This window comes from Pectobacterium aroidearum (assembly GCF_041228105.1).
Classification (GTDB): Bacteria; Pseudomonadota; Gammaproteobacteria; order Enterobacterales; family Enterobacteriaceae; genus Pectobacterium; species Pectobacterium aroidearum.
The window spans coordinates 3572038-3586899 of sequence record NZ_CP166097.1; the positions used below are offsets into that span (position 1 = coordinate 3572038).

A 14862-nucleotide genomic window follows, 5' to 3' on the forward strand; every position below is an offset into this window, starting at 1 on the left:
AAGCAGATACCCGATCATTGCGCGAAAACAGCCAGCTACGCTATGGCTATATAACTTTCTAGTGATAAGGATCTCATTTATGGCTAAAAGCTGCGGTTAAGCCAAAAGTAATCGATTACATTTAAAAAACACAAATTGTAATCGATTACTTTTAAGAGGGATACCGCATGGTTTCTTCATCTGAAAACACAGCTATCAAATCGTTACAACCGGCTTTCGTGGTTCCCAGACTGTCGCTCATGATGTTTTTAGAGTTCTTCATCTGGGGTTCATGGTCGGTTACGTTAGGTCTGGTTATGACGCAACATAACCTGGCTGCCATGATTGGCGACGCCTTCTCTGCCGCGCCGATCGCCTCGATCCTGTCCCCGTTTGTGCTGGGTATGGTGGTTGATCGCTTCTTCCCCTCGCAGAAAGTCATGGCGCTGCTGCATCTGGCAGGTGCCGTCATTCTGTTCTTTGTACCCAACGCGCTGACCAGTGAGAACGGCACACAGTTGCTGATCCTCCTGTTCGCCTACACGCTGTGCTTTATGCCTACGCTGGCACTAACCAACAACATTGCGTTCCATAATCTGAACAACAGCGAGAAGAGCTTCCCTGTCGTACGAGTCTTCGGCACGATCGGCTGGATCGTCGCCGGTGTCTGTATCGGGATGGCTGGCATCTCCGCAAGCGTCACTATTTTCTACGTCGCTGCCGCGTGTTCCGCCATTCTGGCAGCCTACAGCCTGACACTGCCGCATACCCCTGCCCCCGCTAAAGGCTTGCCGCTGGCGCTGCGCGATCTGTTCTGTGCCGATGCGTTTGCGCTGCTGAAGAAAAGCCATTTCCTGGTTTTTGCCATCTGCGCCATGCTGATCTCTATTCCGCTGGGCACCTACTACGCTTACACCGCATCCTTCCTGAGCGATGTCGGCATCAGCAACGTCAGCACCGCCATGTCGTTCGGCCAAATGTCCGAAATCTTCTTCATGCTGATCATTCCGCTGCTGTTTAGAAGACTGGGCGTGAAATACATGCTGTTCATCGGCATGTTGGCGTGGTTCGTACGCTATGCGTTCTTCGCACTCGGCGTGAGCGAAGAAACCCGTTGGCTGCTCTATCTCGGTATCCTGCTGCACGGCGTGTGCTATGACTTCTTCTTCGTCATTGGCTTCATCTACACCGACCGCATCGCCGGAGAAAAAATCAAAGGTCAGGCACAAAGTCTGGTGGTTCTATTCACCTACGGTATCGGCATGCTGCTCGGGTCACAGGTTTCCGGCGCAATTTATAACCGCCTCTTCGACAACGGTGCACTAAATGAGCCCGCGATCTGGACTTCTTTCTGGTGGATCCCCGCCGTTGCCGCTGCCGCCATCGCCATCATTTTTCTCTTCTCGTTCAAATATAAAGAGGAACGGATCTAACCGTCTGATACGGATTATTTAAGGAGAAAACGGGATGAGGCCGCCTGGAGCACCTCATCCCAACGAATTTTCCGCTACGGCTATCGCAATCGTGCAACGGTACTCATGACCCCAACCCCGTTGCCAAAGGAGGTAATAATGAAAACGTTAAAAGGACCGGGTATTTTTCTCGCCCAGTATATTGGCGATCAGGCTCCCTTTAACACGCTGGAAAATCTGGCGCAATGGGCAGCCGGATTAGGCTTTAAAGCGCTGCAAATTCCCTGTAACCATCCACATATTTTCGATCTGGCGACGGCCGCCGATAGCCAAACTTATTGTGATGAGGTGAAAGGCCTGCTGGCACAGCACGGGCTGGCCATCAGCGAACTGTCGACCCATCTGGAAGGACAGCTCGTTGCCGTCCACCCCGCGTATGACGATGCCTTTGATGATTTCGCCCCCCCAGCCTACCGTCGCAATCCGCAAGCTCGCCAACAGTGGGCTATCGCGGCAATCAAGCAGGCAGCAAAAGCCTCTTCACGCTTAGGGCTAAACGCTCACGCTACGTTTTCAGGTGCGCTGGCCTGGCCTTATTTTTACCCCTGGCCACCGCGTAAAGACGCCCTGATCCAGGAGGCTTTTAAAGAACTCGGCCGTCTGTGGACGCCGATCCTCGACTGTTTTGACGAGTACGGTGTGGACGTGTGCTACGAGCTTCACCCCGGAGAAGATTTGCACGATGGCGTGACCTTTGAACGCTTCCTTGATGTCGTCAATCACCATCCGCGCGCCAACATTCTTTACGATCCCAGCCATATGCATTTGCAGCAGATGGACTACCTCGGTTTTATCGATCGTTACCATGCGCGAATCAAAGCGTTCCATGTGAAAGATGCGGAATTTACCGCATCGAGCAAAAGCGGCGTGTATGGCGGCTATCAGTCATGGGCGGAACGCGCCGGGCGTTTCCGTTCACCGGGAGATGGCCAGATCGATTTTGGCGCAATTTTCAGCAAACTCGCTCAGTACGATTACGACGGCTGGGCCGTGCTGGAGTGGGAATGCTGCCTGAAAGACAGTAATTGCGGCGCGAAAGAAGGGGCGGCGTTTATCAATCGCCATATTATTCCCGTCGCTCAGCGCGCTTTTGACGATTTCGCCGTCACCCGCGACGATCGTCCGTTGGTCAGAAAAATGTTGGGATTAAAAGAGGAGAGCGCAGGATGATCCGCGTTGGCATTATTGGTTCCGGTTTTATTGGCCCGGCGCATATAGAAGCGATTCGGCGTCTTGGTTTTGTTGAGGTGGTGGCGCTGGCAGAAAACTCGCTGGATATGGCTCAGCAGAAAGCCCGACAGCTTAATATCCCTCATGCCTACGGCAGCGTCGCTGAGTTGTTAAATCATCCAGATATTGATGCGATCCACAACTGCACGCCAAACCATCTCCATGCCGCGATCAATAAGCAGATTATTCAGGCCGGCAAGCATGTCTTTTCGGAAAAGCCGCTGTGTATGACCAGTGAAGAAGCGCGTGAACTGGTGGCGCTGGCGGAAGAAAAAGGCGTTGTCCACGGCGTCAGCTTTGTTTATCGCCAGTTTGGTATGGTGCAACAGGCTGCCAGCATGATTAAGCGTCAGGAGATAGGCCGCCTCTTTGCGGTACACGGCGGCTATCTGCAAGACTGGATGCTGCGTGACACCGACTATAACTGGCGCGTTGAACCGGAGTACGGCGGCATTTCCCGCGCGGTGGCCGATATCGGTTCACACTGGTGTGACACGGTGCAATTCATTTCCGGCCGGAAAATTGTCGAGGTTTTCGCGGATTGCGCCATCGTCCATCCAATCCGAAAATCCAATCGCAACGGCAGTGCCACGTTTTCATCGTCCGATGCGCCACTTGAATACGACGACAAGCCGGTCAAAACCGAAGATTACGCGACGGTTTTACTGCGTTTTGATGATGGCAGCCGTGGTTCCTTTACCGTTTCTCAGGTTAGCGCTGGCCGGAAAAACCGCCTGACGTTTGAAGTAAATGGCAGTGAGCGATCATTAGCCTGGGATCAGGAAACCCCACAGCAGCTGTGGATCGGCCATCGCGATAAGCCAAATCAGCTATTGTCGGACGACCCTGGGCTATTGACCCCGGAAGCTGCCGCCGCCGTCCACTTCCCCGGCGGGCATATCGAAGGCTGGCCAGATGCGTTCAAGAATATGATGGCAAATTTTTACGCCTATCTGCGTGACGGCAAACGCCCGAGTGTCGATCCGTGCAACTTCGCCACCTTCTACGACGGTGCGAACATCATGTTCATCATTGACGCCATTGTGCAAAGCCATCAGCAGCAAACGTGGGTGAAGGTCGCTAATTAAGGCATCAGGCCGTTCATTCTCTTATGTTATTCATCCCGCAGGTGCAACGCCTGCGGGATGCAGCCAGAGATATTTATGGTAATCTGCTCAGCCAAGCATAAGTAGCGTGAGTGCCTTCTGAATTATGTCGATTCAAAAAATAGCACGGATAGCGGGTGTCTCGGTCGCCACCGTTTCTCGGGTGTTGAATAACATTGATACCGTGAAACCGCAAAACCGGGAACGTGTTCTCAATGCGATAAAAAGCAGCAATTATCAGCCGAACTTACTGGCCCGCCAGCTACGTACCGCACGCAGCCATATGCTATTGGTCATGGTTTCCAACATTGCCAACCCCTTCTGCGCCGATGTCGTAAAAGGTATCGAGTCAGAAGCGGAAGAAAACGGCTACCGTATTCTTCTGTGCAATTCAGGTGCCGATATTGTTCGCGCCCACTCCAGCCTGCAACTGCTGTCCGGTAAAATGGTCGATGGCGTGATCACCATGGACGCGATTTCAACGCTTTCTGCGCTTCAGGACATGATTGGCACCGCACCTTGGGTACAGTGCGCCGAGCATGACGATACGTCCGCCATTTCATCTGTTGGTATTGATAACGCGGAGGCCTCCCGCTTTGTGATTAATCACTTTATTGGCAAAGGCCGTCGCCGTATCGCCATGATTAACCACGATATGAATTACCTCTACGCCCAGCAGCGAGAGAAAGGTTATCGCGATGCACTCGCGGAGAATGCATCTGATTATGACAAAGTCGAATATGCCAGCACGTTAAGCTATCAGGGTGGAAAGGCGGCAATGGCGGCGCTGCTTAACGCGCCGGATCGGCCGGATGCCGTCTTTGTGGTGTCCGATACATTAGCAGCAGGCGCGCTGTCGGCAATCTGTGAGGCGGGGCTAAGTGCCCCACAGGATATTGCGGTGATCGGTTTCGACGGCTCAGAGCTGGGTTACATCACGTCCCCCCAGCTCAGTACCATTCAGCAGCCGTCCGCGCATATCGGCAGAGAAGCCGTGAAGCTCTTATTGCAACAGATTGACCAGCCTGACAGCAAAACAGAAAAACGCTTACTGGAATGGACGTTTGTCGAACGGGCATCCAGCTAACCCACGCAACATTCATTTTTCGCTATCCCATTTCTTACCACCTGCGGCACGCTGACCGCAGGTTGATAGCTACTCCTTACTTACTTTTCACCTTGCTCAGTTTTTCATACAGAGACTGGTAAGCGGCGGAAATAATGGCCTGCGGATCCTTCGGCAAGTCATGTTCAGCAACAAACCAGTGCGTGCCTGCTTTAGCCGCTGCCGGAATAATCTCTTCCCACGCCAAAATACCCTCGCCCGGTGGGGCAAAGTTCATTTCGTCATCGCGGATGCCGATAGACGTATTGTCTTTCGCATGAATCGAGTAGATACGCCCTTTGTAGTGGCGCAGAAGACGCACCGGATCCTGCCCTCCGCGGGATACCCAGGCAACATCCATTTCCAGCATCAGATTTTCTGGCTCTGCAGCATCTAACATAATTTCCAGCGCCGTTTTGCCGCGATACTTCTTCATCTCAAAATTATGGTTGTGATAAGCCAGTTGCATGCCCTGCTTCTTCAATTCACGCCCAAGATCGTTCATTTCCGCACCAAAGCGCTGCCATCCCTCTGCGCTATTCGGGCGATCTTCAACATTGAGCCACGGCACGATAATCATGCGATTGCCGATGGCCTTGTTAAAGGCGACAACCTCAGCCATATTGCTTTTCAGTTCGCCAAACTGGACATGCGCAGCAATCGCTTTTAACTGATATTTCCCCAGTAACCCTTTCATTTCTGACGCGCTAATACCGTGCGTTCCCACAAGCTCAACCGCCTTAAACCCGGCGTTGCGCGCCATGGAAAATTGCTCATCAAGCGTATTCACACTACGCAGCGTATACATCTGCAACGCTATCTTCTGGTTTTCTGCTGGACGCTCGGCAAGCGCCAAACCGGATGAAACCATTAATAACAGCGGTATAGCGAACGCACGGCGCAATAACGTCATACAAGGCATATCCTTCTCCTATTTTTATCCCGTAGCACAGGTGAAAACAAAAAGTAATCGATTACTTTTATGATGAAAAAATAACAACGCGGGGATAATCTATCTGACAACGTTGTTCACACGGTAGGAAAAACGAATTGAAAATCACTCTCAATATTCATTTTGCTATCTTAGTCACAGAATAAAGCGAGGTTAACGCATCAAACCAAGCGATGTGTCACTGCCACATCGCTCAGCCTGTGTTTACGCCGTAATGGACACACTCTTAACCTGCGCATAGAGCGTTTGCCCAGGATGGAGTGCGAGATCGTCCCGTGCCCACGGTGTGATACGGGACCACAGCGTCTGCTGACCGACCGCGAGTTTTACTTCAACCTGCCCGTCTACATCAAGGTATTCCACCACGCTGGCACACAGCACATTACGGATACTGCTTTTTTCCGGCGGCTGTAGTACCAGAGAGACATCAGCAGCATTCACACGAATACGCAATGCAGCATCCTGCGGCAGTTCGACTTTACCGACCCACACCTGCTGGTCGCCTAATGCCAGCGCCGTCATCGCGTAATGCTCATGTTGAGCCAACACGCGCGCACTCAGAATACTGCTCTGCTCTTCTTTCGGTAACCAGGGGCGTAGTGCGCTACTTGCCCACACCTCTTCCAGCACGCCCTGTGCTTTCACTTTGCCTTTATCGAGCACCACGACATGATCGGCTAATCGGACAATCTCTTCCAGACTGTGGCTGACATACAGAATCGGAATATTGACCTCTTTCGCCAGACGCTCCAGATACGGCAACAGCTCACGCTTTCTGGGCAAATCCAGCGATGCCAGCGGTTCATCCATGAGCAGCAGTTCCGGCGCGGTGAGCAATGCCCGGCCAATCGCGACGCGCTGTTTTTCTCCACCGGACAACGTTCGTGGATAGCGATTCAGCAACGGTTCGATACCCAGTAAATTGACGATGTCATCGAACTGCGATTCCATAGTCTCAGCCATACCGTAACGTAAATTGCCACGTACGCGATAATGTGGAAACAGGCGAGAATCCTGAAATACATAGCCGATTCGGCGCTTTTCCGGTGGAAGAAAAATACGCTGCTGCGTATCCACCAAGACATGATTATTGAGCACAATCCGTCCGCTATCCGGACGAGTCAGGCCAACAACGGCATTGATGAGCGAGGTTTTCCCTGCGCCAGACACGCCGAAAATCGCGGTAATCCCGTTCGCAGGCAGTTCAGACTGAACGCGAAGTTCGAGGCTACCCAACTGTTGATGAAAATCGAGTTGCAGCATTATCCCCCCAACCGCTTGCGGCTCCAGTTTGTTAACCATTCCGATGCCAACAGCGCAGCCAGCGACAAGACAATGGCAATGATACACAGCCTTGCTGCATCAGCCTCCGCACCGGGCGTTTCGATCAGGGTATACATCGCCAGTGGAATGGTTCGGGTTTCGCCGGGAATATTAGAAACAAACGTAATTGTCGCGCCGAATTCGCCAAGCGAACGGGCAAACGCCAATACGGTTCCCACAACAATGCCGGGAAAAGAGAGAGGTAATGTAATGGTGAAAAACACGCGCCAGGGTGTAGCACCCAGCGTTCGAGCGGCCTGCTCCAGATGCTTATCGACGGCATCCAGTGACAACCGAATTGCTCGAACCATCAGCGGGAACGCGACAATCGCCGACGCTAATGCGGCTCCGCGCCAGCTAAAACTAAAGCTGAAGCCGAACCAGTCATAGAGCCAGGAACCGATTACGCCGCGTCTTCCCATCGCCACCAGCAGCAGATAACCAATAACCACGGGTGGTAACACCAGAGGTAAATGGATAATGCTATCCAACAGCGATTTGCCGGGGAACCGACAGCGCACCAAAATCCACGCCATCAGTATCCCAAACGGCAAGCTGCATGCTACAGCCACAACGGAAACCTTGAGGCTCAGCTCAACCGCCTGCCATTCGTAATCACTCAGCATCATTAACGTGGCGCGAAGCCATAGCGTTTAAATACGGCTGCTGCTTCCGGCGTTTTCAGGTAGTCATAAAAACCGGTAACCGCTGGGTTTTTATGTTCTTTTACTATCGCCATCGGATATTCAACAGGCTTATGGCTCGTTGCCGGGAACGTACCAACAACCTTAACTTTGTCGCTGGCAACCGCGTCAGAACCGTAAACGATGCCCAGAGGCGCTTCTTCACGTTCCACCAGCGCCATTGCTGCACGCACGTTGTTCGCACGCGCCATCAGCGGGGAGAGTTCATCCCAGGCTTTCAGATTCTGTAACGCTTCTTTGGCATAGATGCCGGCAGGCACATGATCCGGGTCGCCAACAGCCAGACGTCCGCCTTTCAGCAGGCTTTTCCAGTCAGTTTTATCGTCAATGTTGATATCTTTCTGCGCACTCGCCTTCGGCGCAATAACCACCAGCTCATTGCCCAGCAGCGTGTGACGCGTGGCGGTATCCATCAGGTTTTTGTCCTGCGCGTAGTCCATCCACTGCTGGTCAGCAGAAATGAACAGATCGGCAGGCGCACCTTGCTCAATCTGACGTGCCAGTGTTGAAGAGGATGCGTAAGACGCCACGACGGCAACGTTTTTCTCTTTCTGATATTGCGTGGCGATTTCCTGCAACGCATTCGTCAATGATGCGGCGGCAAACACAGTAACTTTATCTTCTGCTGCCGCAGGCAGCGCCATTCCTGCACTGAGGGTCAGTGCGGCAAACCATTTTAACCATTGCTGCTTCATTCTTGTCTCCTGACAATTATCGTTGTGTAAATAATGATATAACGAATCATAAAGCAGTGTCATGCGCTTTAAAGAGGTAGATGTTGAGGGGTAGAAAAGAAATGTCCGGCCAGAAGCCGGACATCAAAATAAGAAAGGATCGTGAATCAATGCTGATTCTTTGCGCGCTGACCGTCAGAATGACCGATGCGGGACAACACGTTAAACACTTCGCCCAGGCAATAAATTGCGCCCATGATAACCACCATCATCACAGGAACCATGGCAACTGCAAACAGCAGGCTCTTCAACAACTCCAACATGCTTACCTCACTTATTGCAACGGTTACCGCTACTTTAGCTCGTCGAATGTGCTATTTCACTGTAAACCGAGATCGTCGTAATTGCCACGTAGTCTACCGCAGTAATAGAAAATAGTGCGTCTATTTGTGCGATTTGCCCCTGATGAAGAAAATAGCGACAATACAGAGAATTAAACTCACCGACGGTGCTCTCATTATGCAGGCTGAAATTCTTCTCACCCTGAAACTCCAACAGCGTTTATTCGCCGACCCGCGGCGTATTGAATTGCTCAAGCAAATTCGTCATACCGGCTCAATCAGCCAGGGTGCCAAGCTGGCGGGGATTAGCTATAAAAGCGCATGGGATGCCATCAATGAGATGAACCAACTAGCCGAGCAGACCATCGTCGAGCGTATGACCGGCGGTAAAGGCGGCGGCGGCGCGCAGCTCACCCGCTACGGCGAACGCCTTCTCCAACTGTACGATTTGCTCGCGCAGATTCAGCAAAAAGCCTTTGATGTCTTGCAGGAAGACGGGCTGCCGTTGGATAGCCTGCTGGCAGCTATCGCGCGTTTCTCACTGCAAACCAGCGCACGCAACCAGTTTTTTGGAACCGTGCTCGCACGCGGTGAAGAACAGGTGCAACAACATCTGGATATTTTACTTGCCGATGGTAAAACAACGATCAGCGCACTGATTACGCAGCAAAGCGCCGAACGTCTGCAATTACAGAAAGGAAAAGAGGTGCTTGCGCTGATTAAAGCACCGTGGATCGATGTGTACGCCGCCACGTCCACGGTGCCCACCGTTGATAACGTCTTGCCCGGGCGAATTAAAGCCATTCAGCACGGTGTAGAAAACAGTGAAGTTCTGATTACGCTGACAGGGGGAGAAACCCTATGTGCGATGGTGCCGAATGCCTTACTTGAGCAGCAAAAGTTGCAACTGGGAACAGACGTGAAGGCCTGTTTCAAGGCCGACAGGGTTATCATCGCCACGCTTTGCTAACATTTACCAACATTGCTTATCGCCGACTGACGAAGGATAGAAAATGTCATTGTTGAAAATCACGCAGGGACTATTTCGTCTCAGCGATACCCGCATGCTGCATCTGGACGAACTGACGCTCGACGAAAACCAGTGCTGGGCCTTCGTCGGGGCCAACGGAAGTGGTAAATCGGCGCTGGCGCGGGCGCTATCCGGTGAACTGCCGCTATTGCGTGGTGAACGAACAACGGGATTCCAACGCCCCGTTCGTCTGTCGTTTGAACAATTACAAAAACTGGTTTCCGACGAATGGCAACGCAATAACACCGATCTACTGAGCGAGGGGGAAGATGACACCGGTCGCACAACGGCAGAAGTGATCCAGGGCAGCCTCAACGACCCCGCACGTTGCCAACAGCTGGCGCAGCAGTTTGGTATTGCACATTTGCTGGAGCGCCGTTTCAAGTACCTCTCTACGGGGGAAACCCGTAAGGCGATGCTGTGTCAGGCACTGATGACCCAGCCCGACTTGCTGATTCTCGATGAACCTTTTGATGGGCTGGACGTTGCCTCGCGTCAGCAGCTTGCCGATGAGCTGCGGAAACTAGCCGGCACGGGTTATACGCTGGTGCTTATTCTCAATCGCTTTGACGACATCCCTGACTTTATCAACCATGTTGGTGTACTGGCAGACTGTACGCTGACCCGCCTCGGCGAGCGTGAAACGATCCTCTCAGAAGCGCTGGTGGCTCAGCTCGCGTTTAGTGAGAAACTGTCGGGGAGCTCACTGCCAGAACCCGAAGATCCGCAGCGGTATATGACACTTCCCGCTGACGAAGCACGCATTCAGTTGCGTAACGGCGTGGTGCAGTATAACGATCGCCCTATTCTGCATGAGCTGACATGGGAAGTGCTACCTGGACAACATTGGCAGATTGTCGGCCCTAATGGTGCAGGAAAATCGACGCTGCTAAGTCTGATTACCGGCGATCATCCACAAGGCTACAGTAACGATCTCACGCTATTTGGCCGCAAACGCGGCAGCGGAGAAACCATCTGGGATATCAAACGCCACATCGGCTACGTCAGCAGCAGTTTCCATCTGGATTACCGCGTCAGCACCAGCGTGCGTAACGTTATCCTGTCGGGTTTCTTTGACTCTATCGGTATTTATCAGGCCGTTTCTGACCGCCAGCGTCACCTGACCGAACAGTGGCTCACCTTGCTTGGGCTTAATGGCGCGATCGCCGATACGCCATTTCAGTCGCTCTCCTGGGGTCAGCAGCGTCTGACGCTGATTGCTCGCGCGTTAGTCAAACACCCCGCCCTGCTCATTCTTGACGAACCCCTACAGGGGCTCGATCCGCTCAATCGCCAACTCGTGCGCCGCTGGCTGGATATTCTGATTGGCGAGGGCGAAACACAACTCCTCTTTGTCTCTCACCACGCGGAAGACGCGCCAGAGTGCATCACGCACCGGCTCACTTTTGTCCCGCACAACGACATCTATCGCTACCAAATTGATGAGTTATGTAAATAACGCCTAAAAACAGGGATGATAACGCTACCACAAAATAAAATGTAGGGAAGAAAGCCAGGCTCATTTACACTGTAGCCTACGCTTTACTACGTTTTTTTGTCGGAAAACCATCGATAACAAAGGCAGATTCTCGCTGTAGATCACCTTCTTCAGCGTCTAGCCATGTTATTTTGCAGCATTGCGATAATAGGGGTCATTATGAACGTTCTCGTCACAGGTGGTAGCGGTTACATAGGAAGTCATACTTGCGTACAATTGTTGGCTGCCGGGCACACTCCCGTCATTCTTGATAACTTGTGCAACAGCAAGGCCAGCGTCGTTAAAACCATTACACGTTTAACCGACAAAACGCCTATTTTTTATCAGGGAGATATCCGCGACAGCGCACTGCTGGACGACATTTTCGCTAAGCATTCAATTGATTCCGTCATTCACTTTGCCGGTTTAAAAGCTGTGGGGGAATCGGTACGTGAACCGCTGAGCTATTATGATAATAACGTCTACGGTACGCTTGTGCTGGTTGAGGCAATGAAGAAAGCAGGCGTGAAAAACCTGATTTTTAGCTCATCAGCTACCGTCTATGGCGATCAGCCGTGCACGCCCTATCAGGAAAGTTTCCCGACGGGGCACCCTGCCAGCCCCTATGGCCGCAGCAAGCTGATGGTCGAGCAAATCCTGCAAGACTTACAACATGCAGAGCCGGAATGGAGTATTACGCTGTTGCGTTATTTCAACCCGGTTGGCGCACATCCATCAGGTGAGATGGGCGAAGATCCGCAGGGCGTGCCCAATAACTTGATGCCTTACATCGCCCAGGTTGCCGTCGGGCGTCGCGACTCTCTGGCAATCTTCGGTAATGACTATCCTACCGTTGACGGTACTGGCGTACGTGATTACATCCATGTCGTCGATCTGGCTGACGGTCATATCGCCGCCATGAACACGCTGCAAAATCGTGCTGGCGTACACATTTATAACTTGGGTGCTGGCGTAGGCTACAGTGTATTGCAGGTCGTTGAAGCCTTTAGTCAGGCTTGTGGTAAACCCGTCGCTCACCATTTTTCCCCACGTCGACAGGGCGATCTGCCTGCTTATTGGGCGGATGCAGAACGTGCAGCGAAAGATCTTAACTGGCGAGTCACACGCTCATTGAAAGAAATGGCGCAAGACACCTGGCGCTGGCAATCCAACCACCCCAACGGGTACGAAGAAGCGTAACGGCGTTTTTTACGTCAGATGACACATTAGGGGAAGATAAGCAGAGCTGATTCAGGCCGCTGACAAACCCATTTACGGAACGAGAATGGCGTACTTTGTCAGCAAACTCATTTCTGCTTAATTCCCAGTATTGCGCGCACCGATCAACGCTCTCTATCTGGTTGAACCTCTACAGGAGCAAGTCATGTTGAATGAAAGTCTTACTACGCTGGCGCCCGATGGTCGGCCGTTTCAATTAACGACCTTGCAGAATCAGGCAGGCATGCGCGTGTGCCTGATGGACTGGGGTGCAACCTGGCTTTCCTGTGAGCTCCCGCTACCGGAGGGTGAGGTGCGAGAGGTACTCTTGGGCTGTGCATCACCCGAGCAGTATCCGCAACAAGGCGCTTATCTTGGCGCGTCGATTGGTCGCTATGCCAATCGCATAGCCAAAGCAACATTCAGTCGAGAGGCCGAAACTTTTCATCTAGTTCCGAACCAGAACGAGCATCAACTGCATGGCGGCCCGGAAGGCTTTCATGCCCGCCGCTGGCGAATCGTCAGTCAGGATGCAACGCAGGTCACTTACCAACTGCACTCACCGGATGGCGATCAGGGGTATCCAGGGCACCTCAACGCACAGGTGACTTACGCGCTGACAGAACATAACTCGTTGGAAATTTCGTATCAGGCGACCGTAGAGAAAGCCTGCCCCGTCTGCCTGACTAACCACGCCTATTTCAACCTTGATGGCGATCTGACTGACGTACGTAAACACCAATTGCAGCTGTTTGCTGACTATTATTTACCGGTCAATAGTTCGGGGATTCCCAACGCCGACCTGACACCGGTAAATGCTACCGGAATGGATTTCCGCCAGCCAAAAACGCTCGAAGAGGATTTCCTGCGCGACAGCGATCAAATGGCCGTCGGCGGTTACGATCATGCCTACTTACTGCATCGCACATGCGGTTCCAGCGAAAGTCCGGCTGCCAATTTGTGGTCATCCGATGGCCGCGTGCTGATGAGCGTCTTCACCAGCGCCCCTGCGTTACAGCTCTACAGCGGCAACTTCCTGGCCGGAACGCCTTCGCGGGACGGTGGTCAGTATGAAAACTATGCCGGCGTCGCACTGGAAAGCGAATTCCTGCCAGACAGCCCGAATCATCCAGAGTGGCCACAGCCCGACTGCTGGCTGAAACCGGGGAAAGTCTACCGCTCGGATACCACGTACCAGTTTCTCGTACAGTAACTGAACAGCAAAATATCATTAACTCATTGATAACATTGGCAGATGGGTATCTGCCAATTTACAAAACGACTTTACAAAACTATGCCATTCCCCGCTTGCCCCCTTCCCACTCAGACGCTTACACTCCCGGAATACCCAAAAAGGAAATGCCATGTCCGCATCATCACGGTCTCCATTATTCATTCATCATCTGCGCCATAAAGGCAGATGGGGATGGCTATTGGCGCTGTGCTGGCTTTTCCTGAATGCACAACTGGCTATCGCAGGCCACCAATGCGATATAACTCTCAGCCAGACATCCCCCACTATTCAGCATCAGGCACATCTGCAACAGGTTGACGTTCAGCCATTATCGTCTCACGCTCAGCATACGGCCGGTGTGTCTTACGCCCTCGACCAGCAAACGCCGCTGTGCGAAAAACACTGCGTACCGGATAGCGTTAAGCAGGATAACGGCTCGCTGGCATTATTAGCGCTGCCGGTCAGTGGTGAACTGGTTTTAGCGGATAATCCAGTCACCCTTAATCAAGCATGCGATGCCTGGCTCTCACCTCCTGCGGCAGGACCTCCGGCTGAGATCCGCTTCTGTCGATTCAGAGAATAACCCAAGCGATTGATAACCCCTGCGCCAGTAGGCGCAACATTTTGTTTATCAATTATTTTATTGGGATTATTTTTATGCGTATCACTTACCTGGCTCTGTTCAACAGCCTGATTCTTGCTGCTTCTTCCGTTACCTTGCCCGCGTGGGCAAACGACCACCAGCATCATGCGATGATGCATAGCACTTCTGCTGCCACTACAGCGGTTTATCAGAGTGCCGGGATTGTTAAACAGTGGAACGCCGACAGCGTTACGCTCTCTCACGCGCCAGTTGCCGACCTAAAATGGCCTGCCATGACGATGGCATTCACACTGCCATCCAGTGGAGACATCAGGCCGTTACCCGTCAACACGCCCGTTACGTTCAGCTTTGTCCAGAGCGACAGCGGCTACACCCTGACTGCGATTACGCCACAGCAGCCTTAACCGGAGCAC

15 protein-coding genes are annotated in these 14862 nt (G+C 52.4%); 10 read left to right on the forward strand and 5 right to left on the reverse strand.

Annotated elements, in window-relative coordinates:
- The first annotated feature begins 167 nt into the window (after positions 1-167).
- The 4 genes from AB8809_RS16225 to AB8809_RS16240 all read left to right on the forward strand — a co-directional run bounded on the left by AB8809_RS16225 (position 168) and on the right by AB8809_RS16240 (position 4874).
- Positions 168-1412 (forward strand): MFS transporter, encoded by a 1245-nt coding sequence (locus tag AB8809_RS16225; protein WP_369986529.1) that lies wholly within the window; start codon positions 168-170, stop codon positions 1410-1412.
- Positions 1413-1550: 138 nt separating this feature from the next.
- A complete protein-coding gene (locus tag AB8809_RS16230) occupies positions 1551-2621 on the forward strand; it encodes a sugar phosphate isomerase/epimerase (RefSeq protein WP_349854976.1) in 1071 nt (356 codons plus the stop codon).
- On the forward strand, positions 2618-3769 hold the full coding sequence (locus AB8809_RS16235; protein ID WP_349854977.1) for a Gfo/Idh/MocA family oxidoreductase: 1152 nt from the start codon (positions 2618-2620) through the stop codon (positions 3767-3769). The genes AB8809_RS16230 and AB8809_RS16235 overlap by 4 nt, the downstream gene beginning before the upstream one ends.
- 124 nt (positions 3770-3893) lie before the next feature.
- The gene (locus AB8809_RS16240; protein ID WP_015839549.1) at positions 3894-4874 is read left to right on the forward strand and encodes a LacI family DNA-binding transcriptional regulator; all 981 of its coding nucleotides are present in this window, start codon (positions 3894-3896) and stop codon (positions 4872-4874) included.
- A gap of 76 nt (positions 4875-4950) precedes the next feature.
- Here AB8809_RS16240 and AB8809_RS16245 read toward each other — a convergent pair whose 3' ends face one another.
- The 5 genes from AB8809_RS16245 to AB8809_RS16265 form a co-directional block, all read right to left on the reverse strand.
- A complete protein-coding gene (locus AB8809_RS16245; RefSeq protein ID WP_349854979.1) occupies positions 4951-5814 on the reverse strand; it encodes a sugar phosphate isomerase/epimerase in 864 nt (287 codons plus the stop codon).
- A 234-nt stretch (positions 5815-6048) separates the two neighbouring features.
- A complete protein-coding gene (modC, locus tag AB8809_RS16250) occupies positions 6049-7107 on the reverse strand; it encodes a molybdenum ABC transporter ATP-binding protein ModC (RefSeq protein WP_349855482.1) in 1059 nt (352 codons plus the stop codon).
- Positions 7107-7796 (reverse strand): molybdate ABC transporter permease subunit, encoded by a 690-nt coding sequence (modB, locus tag AB8809_RS16255; protein WP_015839546.1) that lies wholly within the window; start codon positions 7794-7796, stop codon positions 7107-7109. Before modB ends, modC begins: the two co-directional genes overlap by 1 nt.
- Positions 7796-8566: a molybdate ABC transporter substrate-binding protein gene (modA, locus tag AB8809_RS16260; protein ID WP_015839545.1), complete on the reverse strand. Its 771-nt coding sequence runs from the start codon at positions 8564-8566 to the stop codon at positions 7796-7798. The genes modB and modA overlap by 1 nt, the downstream gene beginning before the upstream one ends.
- 146 nt (positions 8567-8712) lie before the next feature.
- Positions 8713-8868, reverse strand: coding sequence for an AcrZ family multidrug efflux pump-associated protein (locus AB8809_RS16265; protein WP_010285329.1), 156 nt, complete (start codon positions 8866-8868; stop codon positions 8713-8715).
- Positions 8869-9064: 196 nt separating this feature from the next.
- Here AB8809_RS16265 and modE point away from each other — a divergent pair, with 196 nt between their 5' ends.
- The 6 genes from modE (at position 9065) to AB8809_RS16295 (ending at position 14853) form a co-directional block, all read left to right on the forward strand.
- Positions 9065-9856, forward strand: a complete 792-nt coding sequence (modE, locus tag AB8809_RS16270) for a molybdenum-dependent transcriptional regulator (RefSeq protein WP_182099397.1) — start codon at positions 9065-9067, stop codon at positions 9854-9856.
- 43 nt (positions 9857-9899) lie between these two features.
- Complete coding sequence (gene modF, locus AB8809_RS16275; protein ID WP_349854982.1) at positions 9900-11375, forward strand: molybdate ABC transporter ATP-binding protein ModF; 1476 nt, start codon at positions 9900-9902, stop codon at positions 11373-11375.
- A 198-nt stretch (positions 11376-11573) separates the two neighbouring features.
- Positions 11574-12593, forward strand: coding sequence for a UDP-glucose 4-epimerase GalE (galE, locus tag AB8809_RS16280; protein ID WP_349854983.1), 1020 nt, complete (start codon positions 11574-11576; stop codon positions 12591-12593).
- Between the two features lie 184 nt (positions 12594-12777).
- Positions 12778-13824, forward strand: coding sequence for a galactose-1-epimerase (galM, locus tag AB8809_RS16285; protein ID WP_349854984.1), 1047 nt, complete (start codon positions 12778-12780; stop codon positions 13822-13824).
- Between the two features lie 151 nt (positions 13825-13975).
- On the forward strand, positions 13976-14428 hold the full coding sequence (locus AB8809_RS16290) for a hypothetical protein (protein ID WP_336710071.1): 453 nt from the start codon (positions 13976-13978) through the stop codon (positions 14426-14428).
- Positions 14429-14502: 74 nt separating this feature from the next.
- Positions 14503-14853, forward strand: a complete 351-nt coding sequence (locus AB8809_RS16295; RefSeq protein ID WP_349854985.1) for a copper-binding protein — start codon at positions 14503-14505, stop codon at positions 14851-14853.
- The last annotated feature ends 9 nt before the right edge of the window (positions 14854-14862 follow it).

Bases quoted from the DNA above. Each gene is read 5' to 3' on its own strand.
- AB8809_RS16225 (WP_369986529.1), top strand. From the start codon at position 168: ATGGTTTCTTCATCTGAAAACACAGCTATCAAATCGTTACAACCGGCT.
- AB8809_RS16230 (WP_349854976.1), top strand. From the start codon at position 1,551: ATGAAAACGTTAAAAGGACCGGGTATTTTTCTCGCCCAGTATATTGGC.
- AB8809_RS16235 (WP_349854977.1), top strand. From the start codon at position 2,618: ATGATCCGCGTTGGCATTATTGGTTCCGGTTTTATTGGCCCGGCGCAT.
- AB8809_RS16240 (WP_015839549.1), top strand. From the start codon at position 3,894: ATGTCGATTCAAAAAATAGCACGGATAGCGGGTGTCTCGGTCGCCACC.
- AB8809_RS16245 (WP_349854979.1), bottom strand. From the start codon at position 5,814: ATGCCTTGTATGACGTTATTGCGCCGTGCGTTCGCTATACCGCTGTTA.
- modC (WP_349855482.1), bottom strand. From the start codon at position 7,107: ATGCTGCAACTCGATTTTCATCAACAGTTGGGTAGCCTCGAACTTCGC.
- modB (WP_015839546.1), bottom strand. From the start codon at position 7,796: ATGATGCTGAGTGATTACGAATGGCAGGCGGTTGAGCTGAGCCTCAAG.
- modA (WP_015839545.1), bottom strand. From the start codon at position 8,566: ATGAAGCAGCAATGGTTAAAATGGTTTGCCGCACTGACCCTCAGTGCA.
- AB8809_RS16265 (WP_010285329.1), bottom strand. From the start codon at position 8,868: ATGTTGGAGTTGTTGAAGAGCCTGCTGTTTGCAGTTGCCATGGTTCCT.
- modE (WP_182099397.1), top strand. From the start codon at position 9,065: ATGCAGGCTGAAATTCTTCTCACCCTGAAACTCCAACAGCGTTTATTC.
- modF (WP_349854982.1), top strand. From the start codon at position 9,900: ATGTCATTGTTGAAAATCACGCAGGGACTATTTCGTCTCAGCGATACC.
- galE (WP_349854983.1), top strand. From the start codon at position 11,574: ATGAACGTTCTCGTCACAGGTGGTAGCGGTTACATAGGAAGTCATACT.
- galM (WP_349854984.1), top strand. From the start codon at position 12,778: ATGTTGAATGAAAGTCTTACTACGCTGGCGCCCGATGGTCGGCCGTTT.
- AB8809_RS16290 (WP_336710071.1), top strand. From the start codon at position 13,976: ATGTCCGCATCATCACGGTCTCCATTATTCATTCATCATCTGCGCCAT.
- AB8809_RS16295 (WP_349854985.1), top strand. From the start codon at position 14,503: ATGCGTATCACTTACCTGGCTCTGTTCAACAGCCTGATTCTTGCTGCT.